Source organism: Salisediminibacterium beveridgei (assembly GCF_001721685.1).
Lineage (GTDB): Bacteria > Bacillota > Bacilli > Bacillales > Salisediminibacteriaceae > Salisediminibacterium > Salisediminibacterium beveridgei.
Genome location: NZ_CP012502.1, coordinates 704,994 through 723,020, shown reverse-complemented (window position 1 = coordinate 723,020; position 18,027 = coordinate 704,994). Strand labels below are relative to the sequence as shown.

Genomic DNA, 18,027 nt, shown 5'->3' with positions numbered 1-18,027 from the left:
TTGTCCTTCACTTGAAACCGTCACACGATTTGCCACTCATCGAGAGAATCCACTGCAAAAGTGGGCTGAACAGCCTTATCGGCCATTTCTTCTTTAGGAGTCACACCGGTGAAAACCATCAGCGTGTCCATCTCAGCATTGATGCCGGCCATGATGTCTGTATCGTAATTATCACCGACCATCACTGTGTCTGCCTTGTCAACACCAAGAACTGCGAGCGCCTGATCGACAATGATGGATTCCGGTTTCCCGATAAACAGGGGTTCAACACCCGTGGAGACTGTCATCACTGAAGTCAGTGAACCGTTCCCCGGTAACAACCCCTGCTCTGTCGGTATTGCTTTATCTGCATTGGTCGAAAGAAACGCAGCACCGTTTCGGATATTCAGACATGCCTTGGTCAGTTTTTCATAGGTGACTTCCCGGTCCAGACCGATTACAACAGATTTCGCTTCTTCATCCACCAGCGTTATCCCTTTTTCATTCAATGCATGAGAAAGACCTTCTTCACCAATCATATAAACACCGGCTTGTCCGTATTGCTCGTGAAGGTAATTCGCTGTTGCCATGCTCGTTGTAAAAACATGTTGTTCTGTAGCCGGTATATCCATCGATACGAGTTTCTCTGCAACCTGGGCCGGTGTTCTTGAAGAGTTATTGGTAACGAATAAATAAGGAATGTCCTGTTCAATCAATTTTTTAACAAATCTAGATGCCGCGGGTATTTTTTCACTGCCCCGGTACATTGTCCCGTCGAGATCGATCAAATATCCTTTATACGATTTCGGCTGATTCATATGACGTCATCTCCTTGTTGAACGAATTTAGACAAAAAAGAGCGCCACCCTCAAGAGTGGCGAATATCATGTCATTGGGTAATTTTATAATAGCAGTGGTTATCCTGTCCAGTCGTCATGCAGCTGTCGCATTTAACGTTCTCTGTCTGGATGAGCTCTTTGAATAGTTCGAGCTCGGCGTTACATATCACTGAAAATTCACGCGCCACTTCTGCGACCGGACAGTTGAACTCTTTGAAAAGGTAAGTCCCATCGTCCATGCGCTCCACTTCAGCCATATACCCATTCTCGTTCTGAATTTTTTCCAGTTCATAAATACGTTCTTCAAAACTTTTCATGAACATTCGTTTTTCATACACGGTACGCATCTTATCTTTACGTTTGTCGATAATCTCTTTCACTTTCATCATGCCATCCTCTTCCTGAATAATCCGCAGGATGTCGATGGCCAGTGCATCGTAAGCACGAGGAAACATTTCCTGACCACATGGTGAGAGGCGATACATATTCGTGGGTCTCCCCATTGCCTGACGCTGAAGCGTTGTGTGAACGACATCATCGCGCTCCAGGGTATTCAAGTGACGACGTACAGCCATTTCTGTAATATCAAGCTGATTAGCGATACTGGAGACTGTCATTTCTTTTTTCCGCTTCAGTAACCCGATAATTTGATCTCGTGTTGAGGTGGTTTTCATTGCCATATCCTCACCGTCCTTCTGCTCCTATTGTACCGAAGCTTTTGTGGTGAGTACATTTACAAAACAAAATGTTTGAAAAATTGACGAAAGTTAGTCAATCTTTGTTCACTTATTCTTTTTGGGGAAGAAATGCAGATACAGGACCCATCTCCTGGTCGATGTAGGCGCGGATTCTTGTCGAGAACTGCATCAATGCGTCGCACTCACGCTTGAAAGCGAAATATAGTTCAGTTGTGTCGAGCTCTGTGTACTGTTGCAGCAGCACCTTTCGCCAGGGAATCAGCTTCTTGATGGACTTTCCGTTCTCCTTCGTTAACACCTTCTCGTCTTGAAGGATCTCCACGATGTCCTCATAGCTGCCCGGATCCCGCATGATAAATCCGTCAATCATCTGATTCCCCACATCCATCATGACTTCAAGCATCATATGCGTGATCCGCTCAATGCTGCGTGCCTGTTTTTCAATGTCACTTTGATTCACTTTACTGAATTCTGCCAAAAGATCCTCATAATAACTCAGTCGCTTTTCCAATAACTTCAAATCTACGAAATACATTTACATCACCTCGGTTGTATTAGTATGACATATTGCAAGTGCTTACTTCAAAAAAACATAATTTATTCATCATTATCGTTCCATTCGTATGTAATGTTTGATATTATGATGAAGGATTTCAACACGTATAGCTCTATTATACCGTGAATGACCTGATAATTGGAGGAATGATTGTGGATCGTGAATTGGCGTTGGAAATTGTACGGATTACAGAATCGGCTGCTTTGGCTTCTGCCCAGTGGATGGGCAGAGGATTAAAGGAAGAAGCAGACGAAGCAGCCACTACCGCAATGCGTACCATGTTTGATTCTGTTTCTATGAAAGGCACTGTTGTGATCGGGGAAGGGGAACTTGACGAGGCCCCGATGCTCTATATCGGTGAAGAATTAGGAACCGGTGAAGGTCCTGAAGTGGATATTGCTGTCGACCCATTAGAAGGGACAAGTATCGTTGCCAAAGGACATCCGAACGCGATGACCGTCATCGCCGTGGGAGACCGGGGAACACTTCTGCATGCCCCGGACATGTACATGGAGAAAATTGTGGTCGGAGCGGAAGCCGCAGGGCTTATTCGACTCGACGATCCGATCGAAAAAACGATTGATATTGTAGCAAAAGTCAATCACAAACGGGTTCGGGATATCACCGTCATTATTCAGGAAAGGGATCGGCACGAGGAATTGATTGAGCGTATCCAAAAGAAGGGCGCCCGTGTTAGACTGTTTGGAGACGGTGATGTCGGTGCATCGATTGCAACGGCACTCCCTCGCACAGGTATAGATCTATTCGTCGGTATTGGTGGAGCACCGGAGGGCGTTATTTCTGCAGCTGCCATTAAAGCTTTGGGCGGCGATATGCAGGCACGACTCGTTCCGTATACAGAGGAAGAACGGGAACGATGCATCGGTATGGGACTCAAGGATCCGGACTGTCTTTTACAGTTGAACGATCTGGTAAAAGGGGACGATGCCATCTTTGCAGCAACCGGGGTATCGAGCGGCGAACTCCTTGAAGGGGTGCGTTTTCTCGGTGGTGATCTGGTGGAAACAGACACCATTGTCATGCGTGCCAAAACCGGCACTGTCCGCTTTATTAAAGCCCATCACCGACTCCACCAAAAGCCGCATCTGATTGAGCCTGAACATACCGAACAGGAGGCATAAATACATGAGTGAACGATTTTTTCTCTACGATGAGGTGGAAGAAACACCGATCCGCTATGTCAGTTTCATGGGTGAAAACCAGCGATTTGACCTGGCTGTTGCCTCAACAAACCGCTATTTCGGCAAGAAGCTGGTATTTGATATGCAGTCCAATAAGTTTGCAATCATCGGAACGGACGACCTCGAAGAAGAAGGGTACCTGGAATTCGCCTTTAATCTGTCTGAAGAAGAGGGACATGAACTCCGCGACTTTTTGTACGAAATCATTTAACAGATCCACTGAACAAATCATTTCTGTAACAAAAATCCGGGGCGCTGCAGAATTGGCAGTGTCCCGGATTTCCATGTTCAGTCTGATTTTTTCTTCTCTTTCTTCTCTTTCTTCTCTTTCTTCTCTTTTTCCAGAATAAAGTATGCACAGCCGAAATTACAATATTCATAAAGGTATTCTTCCAAAAATGCCAGCCTGGACTCATGCGGCGATTTCTTGTTCTTATCTTCATAAAAACCTTTTAATCGCAGCTGATCATAACCCCAATCGCCCACAATATAATCAAACTTGTTTAAAACATCATTAAAACGCTCTTGAAATGCTTCCTCATCCCAGCCATTCCGGTAATTTTTTACAAGCTTATATGTATTCCCCTGAATTTCTATCATACAGTCTCCCACCTTCGATCTGAACTCTGAATTCAATGATTTCCTTTTCTCAGTATAATACAAAAACCCTGCCATCACAATCCAAGGATGGCAGGGTTCGTTTATACTTCAAATTAAAAACCAAATGTCCCAGGAGCGTTGAGGAGGTTTTGAATCAGGATCCAAAGAATACCTGCTGGTGCAATGATCCGGATAAACCAAAGCCAGACCATCCCAACTGCGGTATCAGTGAGACCTGTTTCACGCAGAGCATCAACCTTATTCCAACCCCAGCCGACAAACAGGGCGATGATCAAACCGCCAAGCGGCAGTGTGTACTGATCGGTAATCGTATCAACAAGGTCAAGGAATGGTAATTCCCCTACAATGGCACCGGACCAAGGGCCACCCTGACTCAATGCAGAAGGAATACCGAAAATGGTTACCGTAATACCAGCTGCAAGTGTAGCCTTACGCCGGTCCCAATCCATTTTACGCATCATATAGGAAACCGATACTTCCAAAAGCGAAATCGCCGATGATAATGCGGCAATCGCGACCAGGAAGAAGAAGAAGATCGCAAAGATCGTTCCAGCGCCGCCCATCATGTTAAAGACTTCCGGCAAGACGATGAAGATGAGTCCCGGCCCTGCATCCGGTTCCACTGATGCGAAGCTGAATACCGCAGGGAAAATCATAATCCCTGCCACAATCGCAAACAGCGTGTCTAGTAAGACAACATTCCCTGCAGCACTTGGCAGATTCGTTTCCTTCGGCAGGTAACTGGAATACGTAATCATCGCACCCATACCAAGTGACAGGGTGAAGAACGCCTGTCCGACAGCCGCTGCATACACATCAGCATTACCAAATGCTGACCAGTCAGGTGAGAACATAAAGGCAAGACCTTCGCCTGCACCATCCAAAGTCAAGCTGTAACCGGCAAGCATAATCAGAATGATTGCCAGCATTGGCATGAAAATCCGGTTTGAAAGCTCGATTCCCCGTTTCACCCCAAAGAAAACAATGCCGATGACAAAGGCCATAAAGAGCACTTGCCAGAATACCGGACCACCGGCACCACCGATAAAGTTAATAAAGAAGTCAGCATACCCTTCCTGTTCAACTGCTCCCGCAGCACCTGTCAGGTAACTGAATAAGTAATACAAAACCCAGCCTGCGATAACGCCGTAGAAGGAAAGAATCAAAAACGACGTCAACACTCCGAGCACACCACCGATCACCCATGGTTTCTTCGGCGCGATGTTTGAAAAAGATCCAACGACGTCAGATTGCCCCGTCGACCAATCGAGAATTCGGCAAGCAGGACAGGAAGCCCGATTAAGAAAATACATAAGACATAAATCAGTAAAAATGCGGCTCCCCCGCTTTCACCAGTGACATACGAAAAACGCCAGATGTTCCCGAGACCAACTGCTGAACCAACTGCTGCAAGAATAAAACCCAGTTTTGTTGCCCAACGTTCTCTTCCAATAGCCATCATGTTTACTCCTTTCCGTGAATGCTTTCATAGTAAATAATAATGTCTTTGTTGAGCGGATGAGTAAAGTCGCCCCTCCTTCGCATTAGAAATATTCAACCACTTGTTATTTCATTATAATTATCAGACTATTCAAAGTAAAGGTTTTTTCCGAATATTCCTAAAATACATTTGCTGATGTCTCTTTGTACATCGGCCCTGATAAAGCCTGCCGTTGCTATTGACCGCTTGAACGAGCGACGGTCGGCGATACCTGCGTCATTCGCCTGAGCTCGAAGACCCCTTTCAGAACATCTGCAGGATGTTTGAGGGGGCTGAGGCCATGCTTGCGGTTAGCGTTCGCCGATAATGCGTGAAAACAACTTTGTAATATGTCAAAACCCGCCTGCACAATGTACAGACGGGTTCGATATTACGATTCCTTCACTTGCAGCGGTACAATCCACTCTTTCATGAGCCAAATGACAGCTGTGAACAGGATCAGTCCGGCAACTAGAGAGAGCAGCAGACTCCCTGAGAAACCGAGAATCAAAAACGTCACGATGCTGATTCCTCCTGCAATCAGTGCATAGGGCAGCTGCGTCATCACATGATCGATGTGATGGCTCCCGGCTCCTGTGGAAGATAAGATGGTTGTATCAGAAATCGGTGAACAATGATCCCCGAAAATGGCTCCTGCAAGAACCGCTGCCATAACAGGAAGCATGAGTGAAATATCTGTCGCTGCAGCGATATCACCCGCGATCGGAAGCATAATGCCGAAAGTCCCCCAGCTCGTTCCTGTGCTGAACGCCATGAAGCCGCCAATGATAAAGAGAATGGCCGGCAACAGACCAAGCGGGATATTCCCATCCACGAGGCCGGCCAGATATTCGCCGGTTCCAAGCTCGCCAATGATTTCAATAATCGTCCAGGCAAACAGCAGGATATACACCGCAGGGAGCATGGATTGAATCCCGGCCCACGTGCCAATCGCAAACTCCTTGATGGAAAAACGTTGAATGCCTGCAAGAACAAACGTGACAACCAGGCTTACCGCTCCACCGTATAAGAGTGCTGCTGCGACATCGGTATTTTCAAACGTTGCCAAGAGACTCGCGCTTCCCTCTGTTCCCTGGATCCCCGTTGTCACCATAAAGACAACCGTCATGATCACAAGTGTCAGGATCGGAATGAGCAGATCCCGGACATGGCCTGTTTTGATTGCTTTGACAGCGCCACTTTCACCAGGGACCGGTCCCTTTGTTTCATCAAGAACCGAACCCGTGTCAATCGCTCGTTGTTCATGCGTCCGCATGCTCCCGAAGTCGAGCTTGAACCATGCGACTGCAAAGACCAGCAGAATAGCGAAAACAGCGTAAAAATTCATCGGAGCAATGATGAGAAACGCCTGCAAAGCGCCATATTGCGTTACCCCATGAGTGACAAGGATGCCTCCGATGATGGTAATGATATAGGCTCCCCAACTCGATATCGGTGAAATGACACAGATGGGAGCTGCGGTACTATCCACATTATACGCGAGTTTGGCCCTTGATACCCGGTAACGGTCAGTTATCGGCCGACTGACATTCCCTACGGTCAGGCTGTTGAAATAATCATCGATAAAAATCAGAATTCCTAAAAGACCGGAGGCAATTTGTGCCCCTACCCGGCTCTTCACATGCCGGCCGGCCCATTCACCAAATGCCTGACTCCCCCCTGACATGGTCATGAAAGCTGCAATGATTCCTAAAGCAAACAGAAATAAGATGATATAAAATTCCCACGTGTTCACGCCGCCATCAACATAAAAAATCCCGGATACAATCGATACAATATCTGTGATGGCCGCATTCAAAAACAGTTCCTCCTGCTGGTTGACCATCAATACCCCGACGATAATGCCCACGCCCAATGACAAAAGCACCTTCCGGGTGATCATCACCATAATCAGTGCCAATACAGGCGGCACCAAGGATAATACGCCAAAATCCATTTACAATCTACCTCCTTCGATTCATTTAAAAAAAGTTCCTGAAAAGCAAAAAAGAACACAGATGGACACTGTGCTCGTTTCAGATGCATTGTTCATGACAACAGACGGCTCCAGAGTAGTCCTCCATGGTTAAACCAACCATGACAGTGCCATACCTGTTCGATATGACCCCAGCAGCCGACTTTTCGTCTGTGTCAGCCACTTCGGCAACGGCCCCTTTAGCATACGATCATTGTGGAGCGTCACTCCCGTATGCGACTGATGACTGTTGCGCCTCTACCCCACCGGTGATGATGAGGCAATACTCATTATTCGATTAAACAACGGTTATTATCGTACCAAAATGTCATATGGGCTTCAAGTATTTTTTCGTTCGAAAATAAAAAACGTGTGCGCAACCTCATTGCGCTCATCGACAATTCCTTTTTTTTCTTCAATCAGCTGCCACTCATTCCAGTCGAGCATGGGAAACATCGTATCCCCTGCAAAAGTGGCATGCACCCGCGTCACATAGAGGCGTTCCACATAGGGAAGCAGTGCTTTGTAGAGCTCACCGCCTCCAATAATAAAGGCATCTTGCTGCGCGTATTTTTCTGGAATCTCATCCAGATCGTGCTCAATCATAATGCCCTCGTGATGGAAATCCTGATTCCTTGTTACAACCACGTTTGTCCGGTTCGGTAAGGGGCGCCCGATGGATTCAAATGTCTTACGGCCCATAATGACCGTATGCCCTGTGGTTAATTCTTTAAAATGCTTTAAATCATTCGGTAAACTCCAGGGCATTTGTCCATCATGACCGATGACATCATGCTGATCCATGGCAACGATCGCCTGCATCATACAGAAACCTCCCCTTTTATCGCTGGATGAGGATCATAACCGATCAATTCAAAATCATCGATCGTGAAATCTTCAATCCGGGTAATATCCGGGTTCAGTCTCATCTCTGGTTTTGTTCCCGGTTCCCTGGTCAATTGCAGGTTCACCTGTTCCAGATGATTATTGTAAATATGTACGTCTCCAAATGTGTGGACAAAGTCTCCAGGCTCCAACCCGCATTCCTGAGCGATCATCATCGTCAACAGCGAATACGATGCAATATTAAACGGGACACCGAGGAATACATCGGCGCTGCGCTGATAGAGCTGACAGGATAATTTGCCATCGGCTACATAGAATTGAAAGAGGCAATGGCATGGTGCGAGGGCCATATCATCCAGCTCTCCTACATTCCAGGCATTAATCACATGCCGTCTTGAGTCCGGGTTGGTTTTAATCGCTTCGATTACGTCACGCAGTTGATCAATCGTTTTACCATCAGGCGAAGGCCAGCTTCGCCATTGTCTGCCATAGACCGGACCGAGATCGCCATTTTCATCCGCCCATTCATCCCAGATACGGACTTTATTGTCCTTCAAATACTGAATATTGGTTTCACCTTTAATAAACCAGAGCAATTCGTGAATGATCGCTCTCAGCGCCATTTTTTTGGTCGTCAAAACAGGGAAGCCCTCCTGCAAATCAAAGCGCATCTGATAGCCAAATGTACTGATAGTACCTGTGCCGGTCCGGTCATCTTTTTTTGTTCCATGTTCAAGCACATGCCTGCAAAGTGTCAAATAGTTTTCCATTAATCATTCTCTCCTCACGTTTTCCTGAGGGATTCAGGATTCATAAGACTTCGATTCAATCAACCGTTCACACTGAACAATCGTGATGTTCAGCATATCAGTCAGATTCAGATCATAGGGTTCATCCAGGGCTTTATCATCCTTATCCTTCAATATCTTCACTGTCGGGCGATCCGGTAAACTCTGATTAATCTTTTTCACGACCCCGCTTCTTCCATCACTCAGCTCCACTTCAATACCGACAGGATAAATCGCAACTGTTTTTTGAAATAATTCAACCAGTTTTCTGTCGAACAGTTTTCCTGCTCCTGCCTGAATCAGTGCCAATCCTTCGTGAGGCAGCATGGCACTCCGATAGACGCGGTGGGACGTGACGGCATCAAACACATCGGCAATGGCGAGAATTTTGCCATATAAATGAATCTCATTCTCTTTTATTTGACGCGGATAACCAGACCCATCCAGTCGTTCGTGGTGCTGAAACGCACAATGAGCTGCAAGCAGAGGTAAGGTCTTTGATTTTCTGAGCATTTCAAAACCCTGTTCAGCATGCTCTTTAATTAAATCAAATTCTTCGTCCGTCAATTTTCTCTTTTTGTTTAATACGTCAAGGGGAATCGCCATTTTTCCGACATCATGAAGCATGGCACCGAGTCCGAGTTCCTTCAACTGCTTAAAGTTCAATCCGGCTTTTTTTCCAAGTGCGACGGCATAGACTGTGACACTCAGCGAATGTTGGTAGACATACGAATCATAGTTCATGACATTGGACAGCATCGTTACTGCATCTTTTTCTGAGCGGACACTGTTCAATATCGATTCCACGACATCAGAAAAAGATTCCGTCAGGTCATCGATTTGAATGGATTTTCCCTGCGACAATTGTTCGCCAATTTTTTTGAACGATTTATTAATTGTTTTTATGGCCTTTGTCTTCACTTCCGGGGACAGGGTATCATCGACAAAAATGTCCGCTGTATCCGGATCATCAATATACACAAACGAGACGCCTTTATCATGGAGCCTGTTGATCATTGACGCGCTTAATTTCACTGAGGCATTCAGCAGAATAAGACCTTCATCGTTGTATATCGGTTTTGCTAATTGATCATTTTCTTTTAGGGAGTGAATGGATTTCAGTCTCATCTGTGGCTCCTTTCTGAACAACAGCTCTTGATCGGATTAACCGGATTCCCCGAAGGTCAGATTCACTTTTGAAAGCGTCCAACTCAGAATATCTCTCAGAAATTCCGGCATCAGTATGTCCGTTTGCCCGGCATCCCTGATAGCTGGATACAATTTACCGAGTGTAAACATGTCGAGTGTGGCAACGGTGTACTGACGATTAAAATCAATCGTTTCATTATTGATCATAACATGTCTCGGGTCAATAGGGTTTTCTTCTTGAATAAACGTGACCGCCGAAGAATACATCATTTTTCCTAATACGGTCCCGCGGAACCCAAAGCCCCGCAAGCGGAAATGAATCATATCTGCAGTTTCAGCTTTTTGCATGGTGGAAAACAGTTCTTCTCCCGTTATCGTCACGACGACCGGATTAATCGGGTGAGGACAGATCTCATGGAGCATCCCCCGCGTCACCAGGCCCGGCTTGAGGCCATTGAGAAGGGTTCCTGCATTCACCATGGCAAGATCCGTATTGCACCACGTTCGTAAGCCATCTGCAAGCAGTCTCGGCAGAGTGCTATCCTGGTACCAGTCAACTTCCAACGGTTGGTCGAGCATGGTTACCGGTTCGTTTAAGAGGCATGTTGCTCGCTGATTCAATCGGCTTAAGAGATTCTCCGTTTCACTGTCCCGCTTTGTGACATCCACCGGGATCGAGCCGATATTGCTTATTTCCAAGCTTCCCTCTCCGTTGGCTGTCAGCGTGACTTCACCGATATACTGTCCGGAACGCCCGGATTGATTGATCCATGTCCCCTTATAGTGTTCACCCTGTTCGAGAACATGATGCGTATGCGAACCCAGTATCAAATCAAATTCAGGCACTTGATCAATCAATTTATAATCCTGGTTCAAGCCGAGATGAGACAGACAAATCAGGTAATCACATTGCCCTTTGAGTTGTGAGGCTTCCTTATCCAGTGCTTCGATCGGATCATTGATCTCCCAGCCCAGCGGTGTATAGAATTGCTTAAATGGCACAGTCGCCGATGTGACGCCGATTTTGATACCATTTTCAAGTGTGATGACTTTCGATGGGATTGTCCATTCGGGTGAGCGTTTCGTAGACGGATCGATTAAATTTGTCAAAATCACAGGAAATGCTGCATCGTCATAGAGGTGATTGAGCTCATTTTTCGAAAAAGTGATCCCTTCGTTGTTTCCGATCGCTACGGCATCATAAGCCATCGCATTCAACAGTTCAATATTGCCTTTTCCAAGTAACGCTTCGGTCATGGGATGAACACGGTCACTGTGATCGCCAATATCAAATAAGAGTACGTCATGCCCTTCTTTCAAAGCATGCCGCCTGCGTTCTTTCAATAATGCTGTGACCGCCGGCCAATTATCCAATTCGCTGTGCAGATCATTTGTATGTAAGATGGTAATCGTTGATGGATATTTCATGGTCTTTGCCTCCTGTCAGCCACTCAGCCCTTGCCAAAGCAATCTGAACGCAAGAATAATCAAAAAGATACGCAGTAATAACACCAGGCCACTGCTTGATACCCGGCGATTTAAAGCAGCGCCTGCTGTCGCCCCGAACCAGGCTCCAGGAATCAGTGCCAGCGCATACAGCCAGTGGATATTGCCAAGTACGAGATGTGATACAGATCCGACGATTGCTGATAAAAAGATCATGAACATTGATGTTGCCACTGCGAGATGCGGTGGGAATGCAAAGAGTAAAATCATTGCCGGTACCATCAACGAGCCGCCACCAATACCAAAAAGCCCGGAAATGGATCCTACGATAAATCCTAATAGAATGCCGATCAGAGGCTGATAGCCATAGGTCCACGTTACACCTTGGTGGTCGACCCATGACTTCGTCCGTCCAACCGGAACAGGCAAGGGTTTTACATGCTTTTTCAACCAAAGCATAATCGAAATCACAATCATGAACAAACCGAAAATAACGAGAAACTGTTCCATTTGAAGACCGCGATTCAACCAGACTCCAAAAATTGCCCCGGGGCCGCTTCCCGCAAAAAAAACGAGCCCACTTTTCAAGTCCACGCTTTGCTGTTTCACATAGGCAATCGTGGAGGAAAGACCGGTGAAAATCATGATTAATAACGATGTTCCCACGGCTATTTGAGGGGTGATACCGGAAATCAGGCCCGTCACATCCTGCATGATCAACAGGCCGGGAACAACGATGATTCCGCCGCCCAGTCCTATTAAACTGCCCAGCATCGCTGCAATAAAACCAAGTGCCAATAATAACAGCCATTCCATATGACATAACCGCCTTCACCTATGTAGTGACGCTCCCCTTGCTTCTCTTTCTTCTAATCATACGCCTCTTACGGGTTCGGTTCAAGGATATCCGACGGGCAGGCTGGGTCAAAATAAATTGATCTGCCTTGGAAACAGACCGGTGTATGTGATGCCAAGAATCTCCTGAACTTGTTTGGCGTTTTGTGCAGCATGACCGCCGGAATTATTATTAAAAACCACATAGCTTTCACCTACTTGTTCATGAATGTTCTGTATGAGTTGTGAAAGTTCTTCCAATTCTGCTCGGTTATACTCATACAAGTAACGGACGTCCCGCCACTCCTCTCCTTTCGAAGGATAGGTCCACCCGCCTGTATTTCGGCCGTGGAGGCGTACCAGACTTTTATCAGATGATGTCGGCTCAGGAACGCACGGGATAGACTTTTCCCCTGCTTGCGGTTCGTCACAGATGCTGTGAATCCATTGATCCGCTCTCATATATGACAGCGTCTTCTCCCGCATCTCATCGGAAAACCAGGACTGGTGTCTGAATTCAAGAGCAAGATCATAGTCTCTGTAGCGCTCTCGAATCCCGCGCAACAGATTGACACGTTCTTTTGTCACGGTAAACCACGGAGGAAACTGAAAGAGGATCATGGCAAGTTTTCCGGCATCACGCATCGGCGCCATTGCCGTATCAAAAGCATCAAACATCGCTTTTTGACTCGAAAAAGGGTTCTCTTCCCTCTGATGACCCGTCATCCCCTGATAGGCTTTCACAACGAATTGAAAGATATCCGGTGTTTCCGCGATCCATTTTTGTACAGTCTGTTCATTCGGGATTGCATAAAACGTTGCATCGAGCTCCACTATGGGAAAATGGGATGCATAGGTCTGCAGTTTCCTGCCGGCACTCCCTGGCGTTTCATACAACGTGTCATGATCACCCCAGCCTGTGCAGCCGATCAAGAGCTGTTCTTTCTTCACAATACCTTCACCTCACCCTGTCTCACCGTCACATTTCACTCTTATTGTAGCATGATGCAAAAGAAAATCCCCGCCATACCAATGGGCATGCGGGGACGAATGGTTTTTTTGATTAACCGATGCTGCCTTCCATTTCGAAGGAGATCAAGCGGTTCATCTCTACGGCGTATTCCATTGGCAGTTCTTTTGTGAACGGCTCAATGAAGCCCATGACGATCATTTCTGTTGCTTCCTGTTCAGAGATACCCCGGCTCATCAGATAGAAGAGCTGCTCTTCAGACACTTTCGAAACCGTGGCTTCGTGCTGAAGGGTAATATCATTGTTCAGGATTTCATTGTACGGAATCGTATCTGATGTGGACTCATTATCCATAATCAACGTGTCACATTCGATATTGGACATGGAGCCTTCAGATTTACGACCGAAGTTGACAATACCGCGGTAGGTGACCTTACCACCTTGCTTGGAAATGGATTTGGACACGATGGATGATGAGCAATTTGGAGCCAGGTGGTGCATTTTTGCACCGGCATCCTGATGCTGGCCTTTTCCGGCAATCGCGATGGAAAGCACGTTACCACGAGCTCCGCGGCCTTTCATGACAACAGCCGGATACTTCATGGTCAACTTGGAACCGATGTTGCCATCAACCCACTCCATAACGGCATTCTCATTTGCTACAGCACGCTTTGTAACAAGGTTGAAGACGTTTGGTGCCCAGTTTTGAATCGTTGTATAGCGGCAGTAAGCATTCTTCTCAACAACAATCTCCACGACAGCACTGTGCAGGGAATTTGTCGTGTAGACAGGAGCGGTACAACCTTCAACGTAGTGAACTGAACTGTCTTCGTCCGCAATGATGAGCGTACGCTCGAACTGACCCATATTCTCAGAGTTAATTCTGAAATAAGCCTGAAGCGGCGTATCCGTCTTCACACCTTTTGGTACATAAATGAATGAGCCACCACTCCAGACAGCTGAGTTCAGCGCTGCGAATTTATTATCTGACGGTGGAATGACCGTACCGAAATATTTACGGAAAATGTCTTCATTTTCTTTGACTGCCGTATCCGTATCCTTAAAGATAACACCCAGATCCTCGAGGTCTTCTTGCATGTTGTGATAAACGACCTCTGATTCGTACTGGGCAGATACACCGGCAAGGTACTTCTGTTCCGCTTCCGGAATACCCAGTTTATCAAATGTGTTCTTGATTTCTTCAGGAACTTCATCCCATGAACGTTCAGATTTTTCTGAAGGCTTCACGTAATAGAATATTTCATCAAAATCAAGTTCATTCAGGTTACCGCCCCACTGAGGCATCGGTTTCTTATAGAAAGTTTCCAATGACTTAAGACGGAAATCCAGCATCCATTGCGGTTCGTCTTTCATTCGGGAGATCTCTTCAACGATCTCTTTGGTCAAGCCTTTCTTTGAGCGAAAAATCGATACGTCTTTATCATGAAAACCGTATTGATATTCACTGATCTCAGGCATTTTCTTTGCCATTGTGAATCCCTCCTTGTAGTATCGGGCGATTCATTCGCCCCGTTATCGAACGTGAATAAACACGACAGTGACTGCATGGCCTTACTACACCGGATACCCGGTTAACACCTATTTTACACTATATAGATAGTGAAAACAAAGTCATTTACTCATCATCGTCATCATCGTCGTCTTGTTCCGGTCCATCCAGTCCCTGCTCCATCGCTTTCCAGGCGAGTGTGGCGCACTTAATTCGGGCAGGGAATTTGGATACCCCTTGTAACGCTTCGATATCGCCGAGATCAAAAGCATCTTCATCGTATTCTTCTCCAAGCATCATACTGGAAAAAAGTTTCGACAGCTGAAGTGCCTGATCCACATGCAATCCTTTGACTGCCTGCGTCATCATCGACGCGGATGAAAGACTGATGGAACAACCTTCACCGATAAATTTCGCCTCGGTAACGTGTTCATCCTTGACCTGCATCTGCAACTGGATGCGATCACCGCAGGTCGGGTTATTCATGTTGACTTTCAAGGCATCGCCTTCAATTTCCCCACGGTTACGGGGATTTTTATAATGATCCATGATAACTTGACGATAAAGTGTGTCGAGCTTATTATCTAAAGACATCTCCGAAATACTCCTTTGCTTTTATTAACGCTTCTGCAAACGCGTCGACTTCTTCCTCTGTATTATACAGATAAAAGCTCGCTCTTGCAGTCGCTGTTACATCAAGCCATTTCATCAGAGGCTGTGCACAGTGATGACCGGCACGGACTGCCACACCTTCCGAATCGAGCACCGTCGCAACGTCGTGAGGATGGACATCATCGCAGTTGAATGTTAATACCCCTGCACGCTCCTCAGGTCCATATACGGTCACGTCGTTCATGGCATCCAGTCGTTCTTTTGCATAGGAGACAAGCTTCTTTTCATGCGCTTCGATTTCATCCAGACCAATCTCATTGACAAAATCTATCGCTGCACCAAATCCGATGGCACCTGCAATAATCGGAGTCCCACCTTCGAATTTCCAAGGAAGATCTTTCCAGGTTGAATCTTGCAGATCAACAAAATCGATCATTTCACCGCCGAATTCCACCGGCTCCATTTTACGAAGGAGTTTTCGTTTGCCGTATAAGGCGCCTACGCCAGTCGGTCCACACAATTTATGAGCCGAAAAGGCGAAGAAATCCGCGTTTAAATCCTGAACGTCCACTTTCATGTGCGGAGCCGATTGCGCGCCGTCCACAAGGATGACCGCATCATGCCGATGCGCAATCGCTCCAATTTCTTTAATCGGGTTAATTGTGCCGAGTACATTAGAAACCTGCATGACAGCAACGATTTTCGTACGATCAGTAATCGTTGCTTCTGCATCTTCAAGGCTGATGGTTCCATCAGGCTGAAGGGGCATATACTTCAACGTCGCACCTGTCCGCTTGGCGAGCTGTTGCCAGGGGATGATATTACTGTGATGCTCCATCGGAGTGATGACGATCTCATCCCCTTCTGAGACATTGGCATCGCCATAGCTTCTCGCAACAGTATTAATCGCCGTGGTTGTTCCGCGGGTGAAAATGATTTCTTCAACACGTTTTGCATTGATGAATTTCTGGACTTTCTCCCGGGCACCTTCGTACCCGTCTGTAGCTAGTGAACCGAGTGTATGAACACCCCGGTGCACATTGGAATTATAGCGCTTATAATAATCATCCAGCGCTTCAATCACACTCAGTGGTTTCTGAGAAGTGGCTGCGCTGTCGAGGTAAACAAGCGGATGGCCGTTTACCTCCTGATTCAGAATGGGAAATTGTTTACGAACGTCGAAGACATTCATTTAGTACACTTTCCTTTCGATCACGTCAAACAGTTGCTCCTTTACGCTGTCGATCGGCAACGCACTGACAACCGGATTCAAGAACCCGTGAATAATCAGGCGCTCAGCCTCGATTTTTTTCAAACCTCGGCTCATCAGATAAAACATCTGAACCGGGTCAATTTTACCGACGGAAGCTGCGTGCCCGGCGGTCACATCATCTTCATCAATCAACAAGATCGGATTCGCGTCACCGCGAGCCTTCCGGCTGAGCATCAGAACACGCTCAGTCTGCTCACTGTTCGCTTTCGTCGCGCCGTGTTCAATCTTGGATACACCATTAAAGATGGAGGTTGCCGAATCTTTCATGACACCGTGTTTCAGAATGTGACCATCGGTATTCTTTCCGAAATGAACCAGGTTGGTCGTGAAGTTCTGTACTTGCGAGCCACGTCCAATGACAACGGTTTTCGCGTCGCCTCTAGCACCTTGACCCACGAGGTAAGTGGTATTCTCTGAAACCGTATTGCCGTCATTCATTTGACCCAGTGCCCAGTATAGTTCAGCGTCCCGTCCACTGACTTGGCCTCGGCGATTCACATATGTCGTTACGTTTTCGCTGAGGTTATCCACGGCACCGAAACGGATTTCTGCACCATCTGCCACATAGACTTCTGCGATGATATTCACAAAAGCATTCTCTTTGGAGCCTTCTGACAGGTAATTCTCCACATACGTCATTTTGCTGTTTGCTTCCGCAACAACCAATACGTGATTGAAAAGACCGTATTCTCCGGCGTGTGTGAAAATGGACTGAAGCGGTTCAGTGACTTCAACACCTTCAGGAATATAAATGAAGACACCACCGTTGATTGCTGCTGCGTGAAGAGCGGTCATCCGGTTCTCGTTGACGTTGACAGCGTCTTGCATAAAGTATTTCTCTACAAGATCACTGTGCTCTTTCAATGCGGTTTGAATGTCGGTGAAAATAACACCTTTGGCTTTCAAATCATCTGTCAGGGAAAGATAGCGGGTAACCCCGTTTTTTTGCACTGCCAGATTACCGATTGAAGCCTCTTCACCTGAGAGTGTCTGCTCCGCTTCGGAAAGTGATCCGTATGCATTTTCAGCATCTACACCCGAATCGGTTGAGAAACTGGTGAAGTTCCACTTTGTTATATTGGTCTTATCCGGTTTTGGTAATTCAAGTTCCATCGCTTTCTCAAATGCACTCAGACGAAGATCCGTAAACCATTTCGGCTCCTGACGGTCAGTTGAGAAGCGTGTTAAGTCTTCTTTAGTAATTGGTAAAGATACTTCCGCTGTCATCAATATTCCTCCTCATTGTCCG

19 protein-coding genes and 1 riboswitch are annotated in these 18,027 nt (G+C 46.5%); of the genes, 2 read left to right on the top strand and 17 right to left on the bottom strand.

All coding sequences use genetic code 11. The features are described 5' to 3' along the window. Positions 1–20 precede the first annotated feature (20 nt). From BBEV_RS03160 to BBEV_RS03150, 3 genes are all read right to left on the bottom strand, one after another. Entirely contained in the window at positions 21–797 is a 777-nt protein-coding gene (locus BBEV_RS03160; protein WP_069364152.1) for a TIGR01457 family HAD-type hydrolase, read from the bottom strand. A 71-nt stretch (positions 798–868) separates the two neighbouring features. Continuing rightward, entirely contained in the window at positions 869–1,498 is a 630-nt protein-coding gene (locus BBEV_RS03155) for a helix-turn-helix transcriptional regulator (protein ID WP_069364151.1), read from the bottom strand. Between the two features lie 106 nt (positions 1,499–1,604). Continuing rightward, complete coding sequence (locus tag BBEV_RS03150; protein WP_069364150.1) at positions 1,605–2,051, bottom strand: DUF86 domain-containing protein; 447 nt, start codon at positions 2,049–2,051, stop codon at positions 1,605–1,607. A 173-nt stretch (positions 2,052–2,224) separates the two neighbouring features. On the opposite strand from BBEV_RS03150, the gene glpX reads away from it, so the two are divergent. After that, positions 2,225–3,214: a class II fructose-bisphosphatase gene (gene glpX / locus BBEV_RS03145; RefSeq protein ID WP_069364149.1), complete on the top strand. Its 990-nt coding sequence runs from the start codon at positions 2,225–2,227 to the stop codon at positions 3,212–3,214. A 4-nt stretch (positions 3,215–3,218) separates the two neighbouring features. Further along, the gene (locus tag BBEV_RS03140) at positions 3,219–3,485 is read left to right on the top strand and encodes a DUF3055 domain-containing protein (protein ID WP_069364148.1); all 267 of its coding nucleotides are present in this window, start codon (positions 3,219–3,221) and stop codon (positions 3,483–3,485) included. A 77-nt stretch (positions 3,486–3,562) separates the two neighbouring features. Here the strand turns inward: BBEV_RS03140 and BBEV_RS03135 are convergent, their stop codons facing one another. From BBEV_RS03135 to sufD, 14 genes are all read right to left on the bottom strand, one after another. Beyond that, positions 3,563–3,874, bottom strand: coding sequence for a YutD family protein (locus BBEV_RS03135; protein ID WP_069364147.1), 312 nt, complete (start codon positions 3,872–3,874; stop codon positions 3,563–3,565). A gap of 113 nt (positions 3,875–3,987) precedes the next feature. After that, entirely contained in the window at positions 3,988–5,085 is a 1,098-nt protein-coding gene (locus BBEV_RS03130) for a sodium-dependent transporter (RefSeq protein ID WP_324609545.1), read from the bottom strand. A gap of 8 nt (positions 5,086–5,093) precedes the next feature. Next, complete coding sequence (locus tag BBEV_RS17955) at positions 5,094–5,354, bottom strand: hypothetical protein (RefSeq protein ID WP_324609544.1); 261 nt, start codon at positions 5,352–5,354, stop codon at positions 5,094–5,096. A 412-nt stretch (positions 5,355–5,766) separates the two neighbouring features. Next, complete coding sequence (locus tag BBEV_RS03125) at positions 5,767–7,332, bottom strand: Na+/H+ antiporter NhaC family protein (protein WP_069364146.1); 1,566 nt, start codon at positions 7,330–7,332, stop codon at positions 5,767–5,769. Between the two features lie 108 nt (positions 7,333–7,440). Next, positions 7,441–7,619, bottom strand: a riboswitch (Lysine riboswitch). A 70-nt stretch (positions 7,620–7,689) separates the two neighbouring features. Further along, positions 7,690–8,175, bottom strand: a complete 486-nt coding sequence (locus BBEV_RS03120; RefSeq protein ID WP_069364145.1) for a dihydrofolate reductase — start codon at positions 8,173–8,175, stop codon at positions 7,690–7,692. Continuing rightward, on the bottom strand, positions 8,172–8,966 hold the full coding sequence (locus tag BBEV_RS03115; RefSeq protein WP_069364144.1) for a thymidylate synthase: 795 nt from the start codon (positions 8,964–8,966) through the stop codon (positions 8,172–8,174). The genes BBEV_RS03120 and BBEV_RS03115 overlap by 4 nt, the downstream gene beginning before the upstream one ends. Positions 8,967–8,999: 33 nt before the next feature. Next, a complete protein-coding gene (locus tag BBEV_RS03110) occupies positions 9,000–10,112 on the bottom strand; it encodes an HD-GYP domain-containing protein (protein WP_069364143.1) in 1,113 nt (370 codons plus the stop codon). A 36-nt stretch (positions 10,113–10,148) separates the two neighbouring features. Further along, positions 10,149–11,561 (bottom strand): bifunctional metallophosphatase/5'-nucleotidase, encoded by a 1,413-nt coding sequence (locus BBEV_RS03105; RefSeq protein ID WP_069364142.1) that lies wholly within the window; start codon positions 11,559–11,561, stop codon positions 10,149–10,151. A gap of 15 nt (positions 11,562–11,576) precedes the next feature. Continuing rightward, entirely contained in the window at positions 11,577–12,395 is an 819-nt protein-coding gene (locus BBEV_RS03100; RefSeq protein ID WP_069364141.1) for a sulfite exporter TauE/SafE family protein, read from the bottom strand. Between the two features lie 108 nt (positions 12,396–12,503). Next, positions 12,504–13,364 (bottom strand): DUF72 domain-containing protein, encoded by an 861-nt coding sequence (locus BBEV_RS03095; protein WP_069364140.1) that lies wholly within the window; start codon positions 13,362–13,364, stop codon positions 12,504–12,506. 112 nt (positions 13,365–13,476) lie between these two features. Next, complete coding sequence (gene sufB, locus BBEV_RS03090; RefSeq protein WP_069364139.1) at positions 13,477–14,874, bottom strand: Fe-S cluster assembly protein SufB; 1,398 nt, start codon at positions 14,872–14,874, stop codon at positions 13,477–13,479. A gap of 145 nt (positions 14,875–15,019) precedes the next feature. Further along, positions 15,020–15,487 carry a Fe-S cluster assembly sulfur transfer protein SufU gene (gene sufU, locus BBEV_RS03085; RefSeq protein WP_069364138.1) on the bottom strand — a complete coding sequence of 156 codons (468 nt, stop codon included), beginning with the start codon at positions 15,485–15,487 and terminating at the stop codon, positions 15,020–15,022. Then, complete coding sequence (locus tag BBEV_RS03080; RefSeq protein ID WP_069364137.1) at positions 15,474–16,697, bottom strand: cysteine desulfurase; 1,224 nt, start codon at positions 16,695–16,697, stop codon at positions 15,474–15,476. Before BBEV_RS03080 ends, sufU begins: the two co-directional genes overlap by 14 nt. After that, positions 16,698–18,005, bottom strand: coding sequence for a Fe-S cluster assembly protein SufD (gene sufD / locus BBEV_RS03075; RefSeq protein WP_069364136.1), 1,308 nt, complete (start codon positions 18,003–18,005; stop codon positions 16,698–16,700). Between the last annotated feature and the right edge of the window lie 22 nt (positions 18,006–18,027).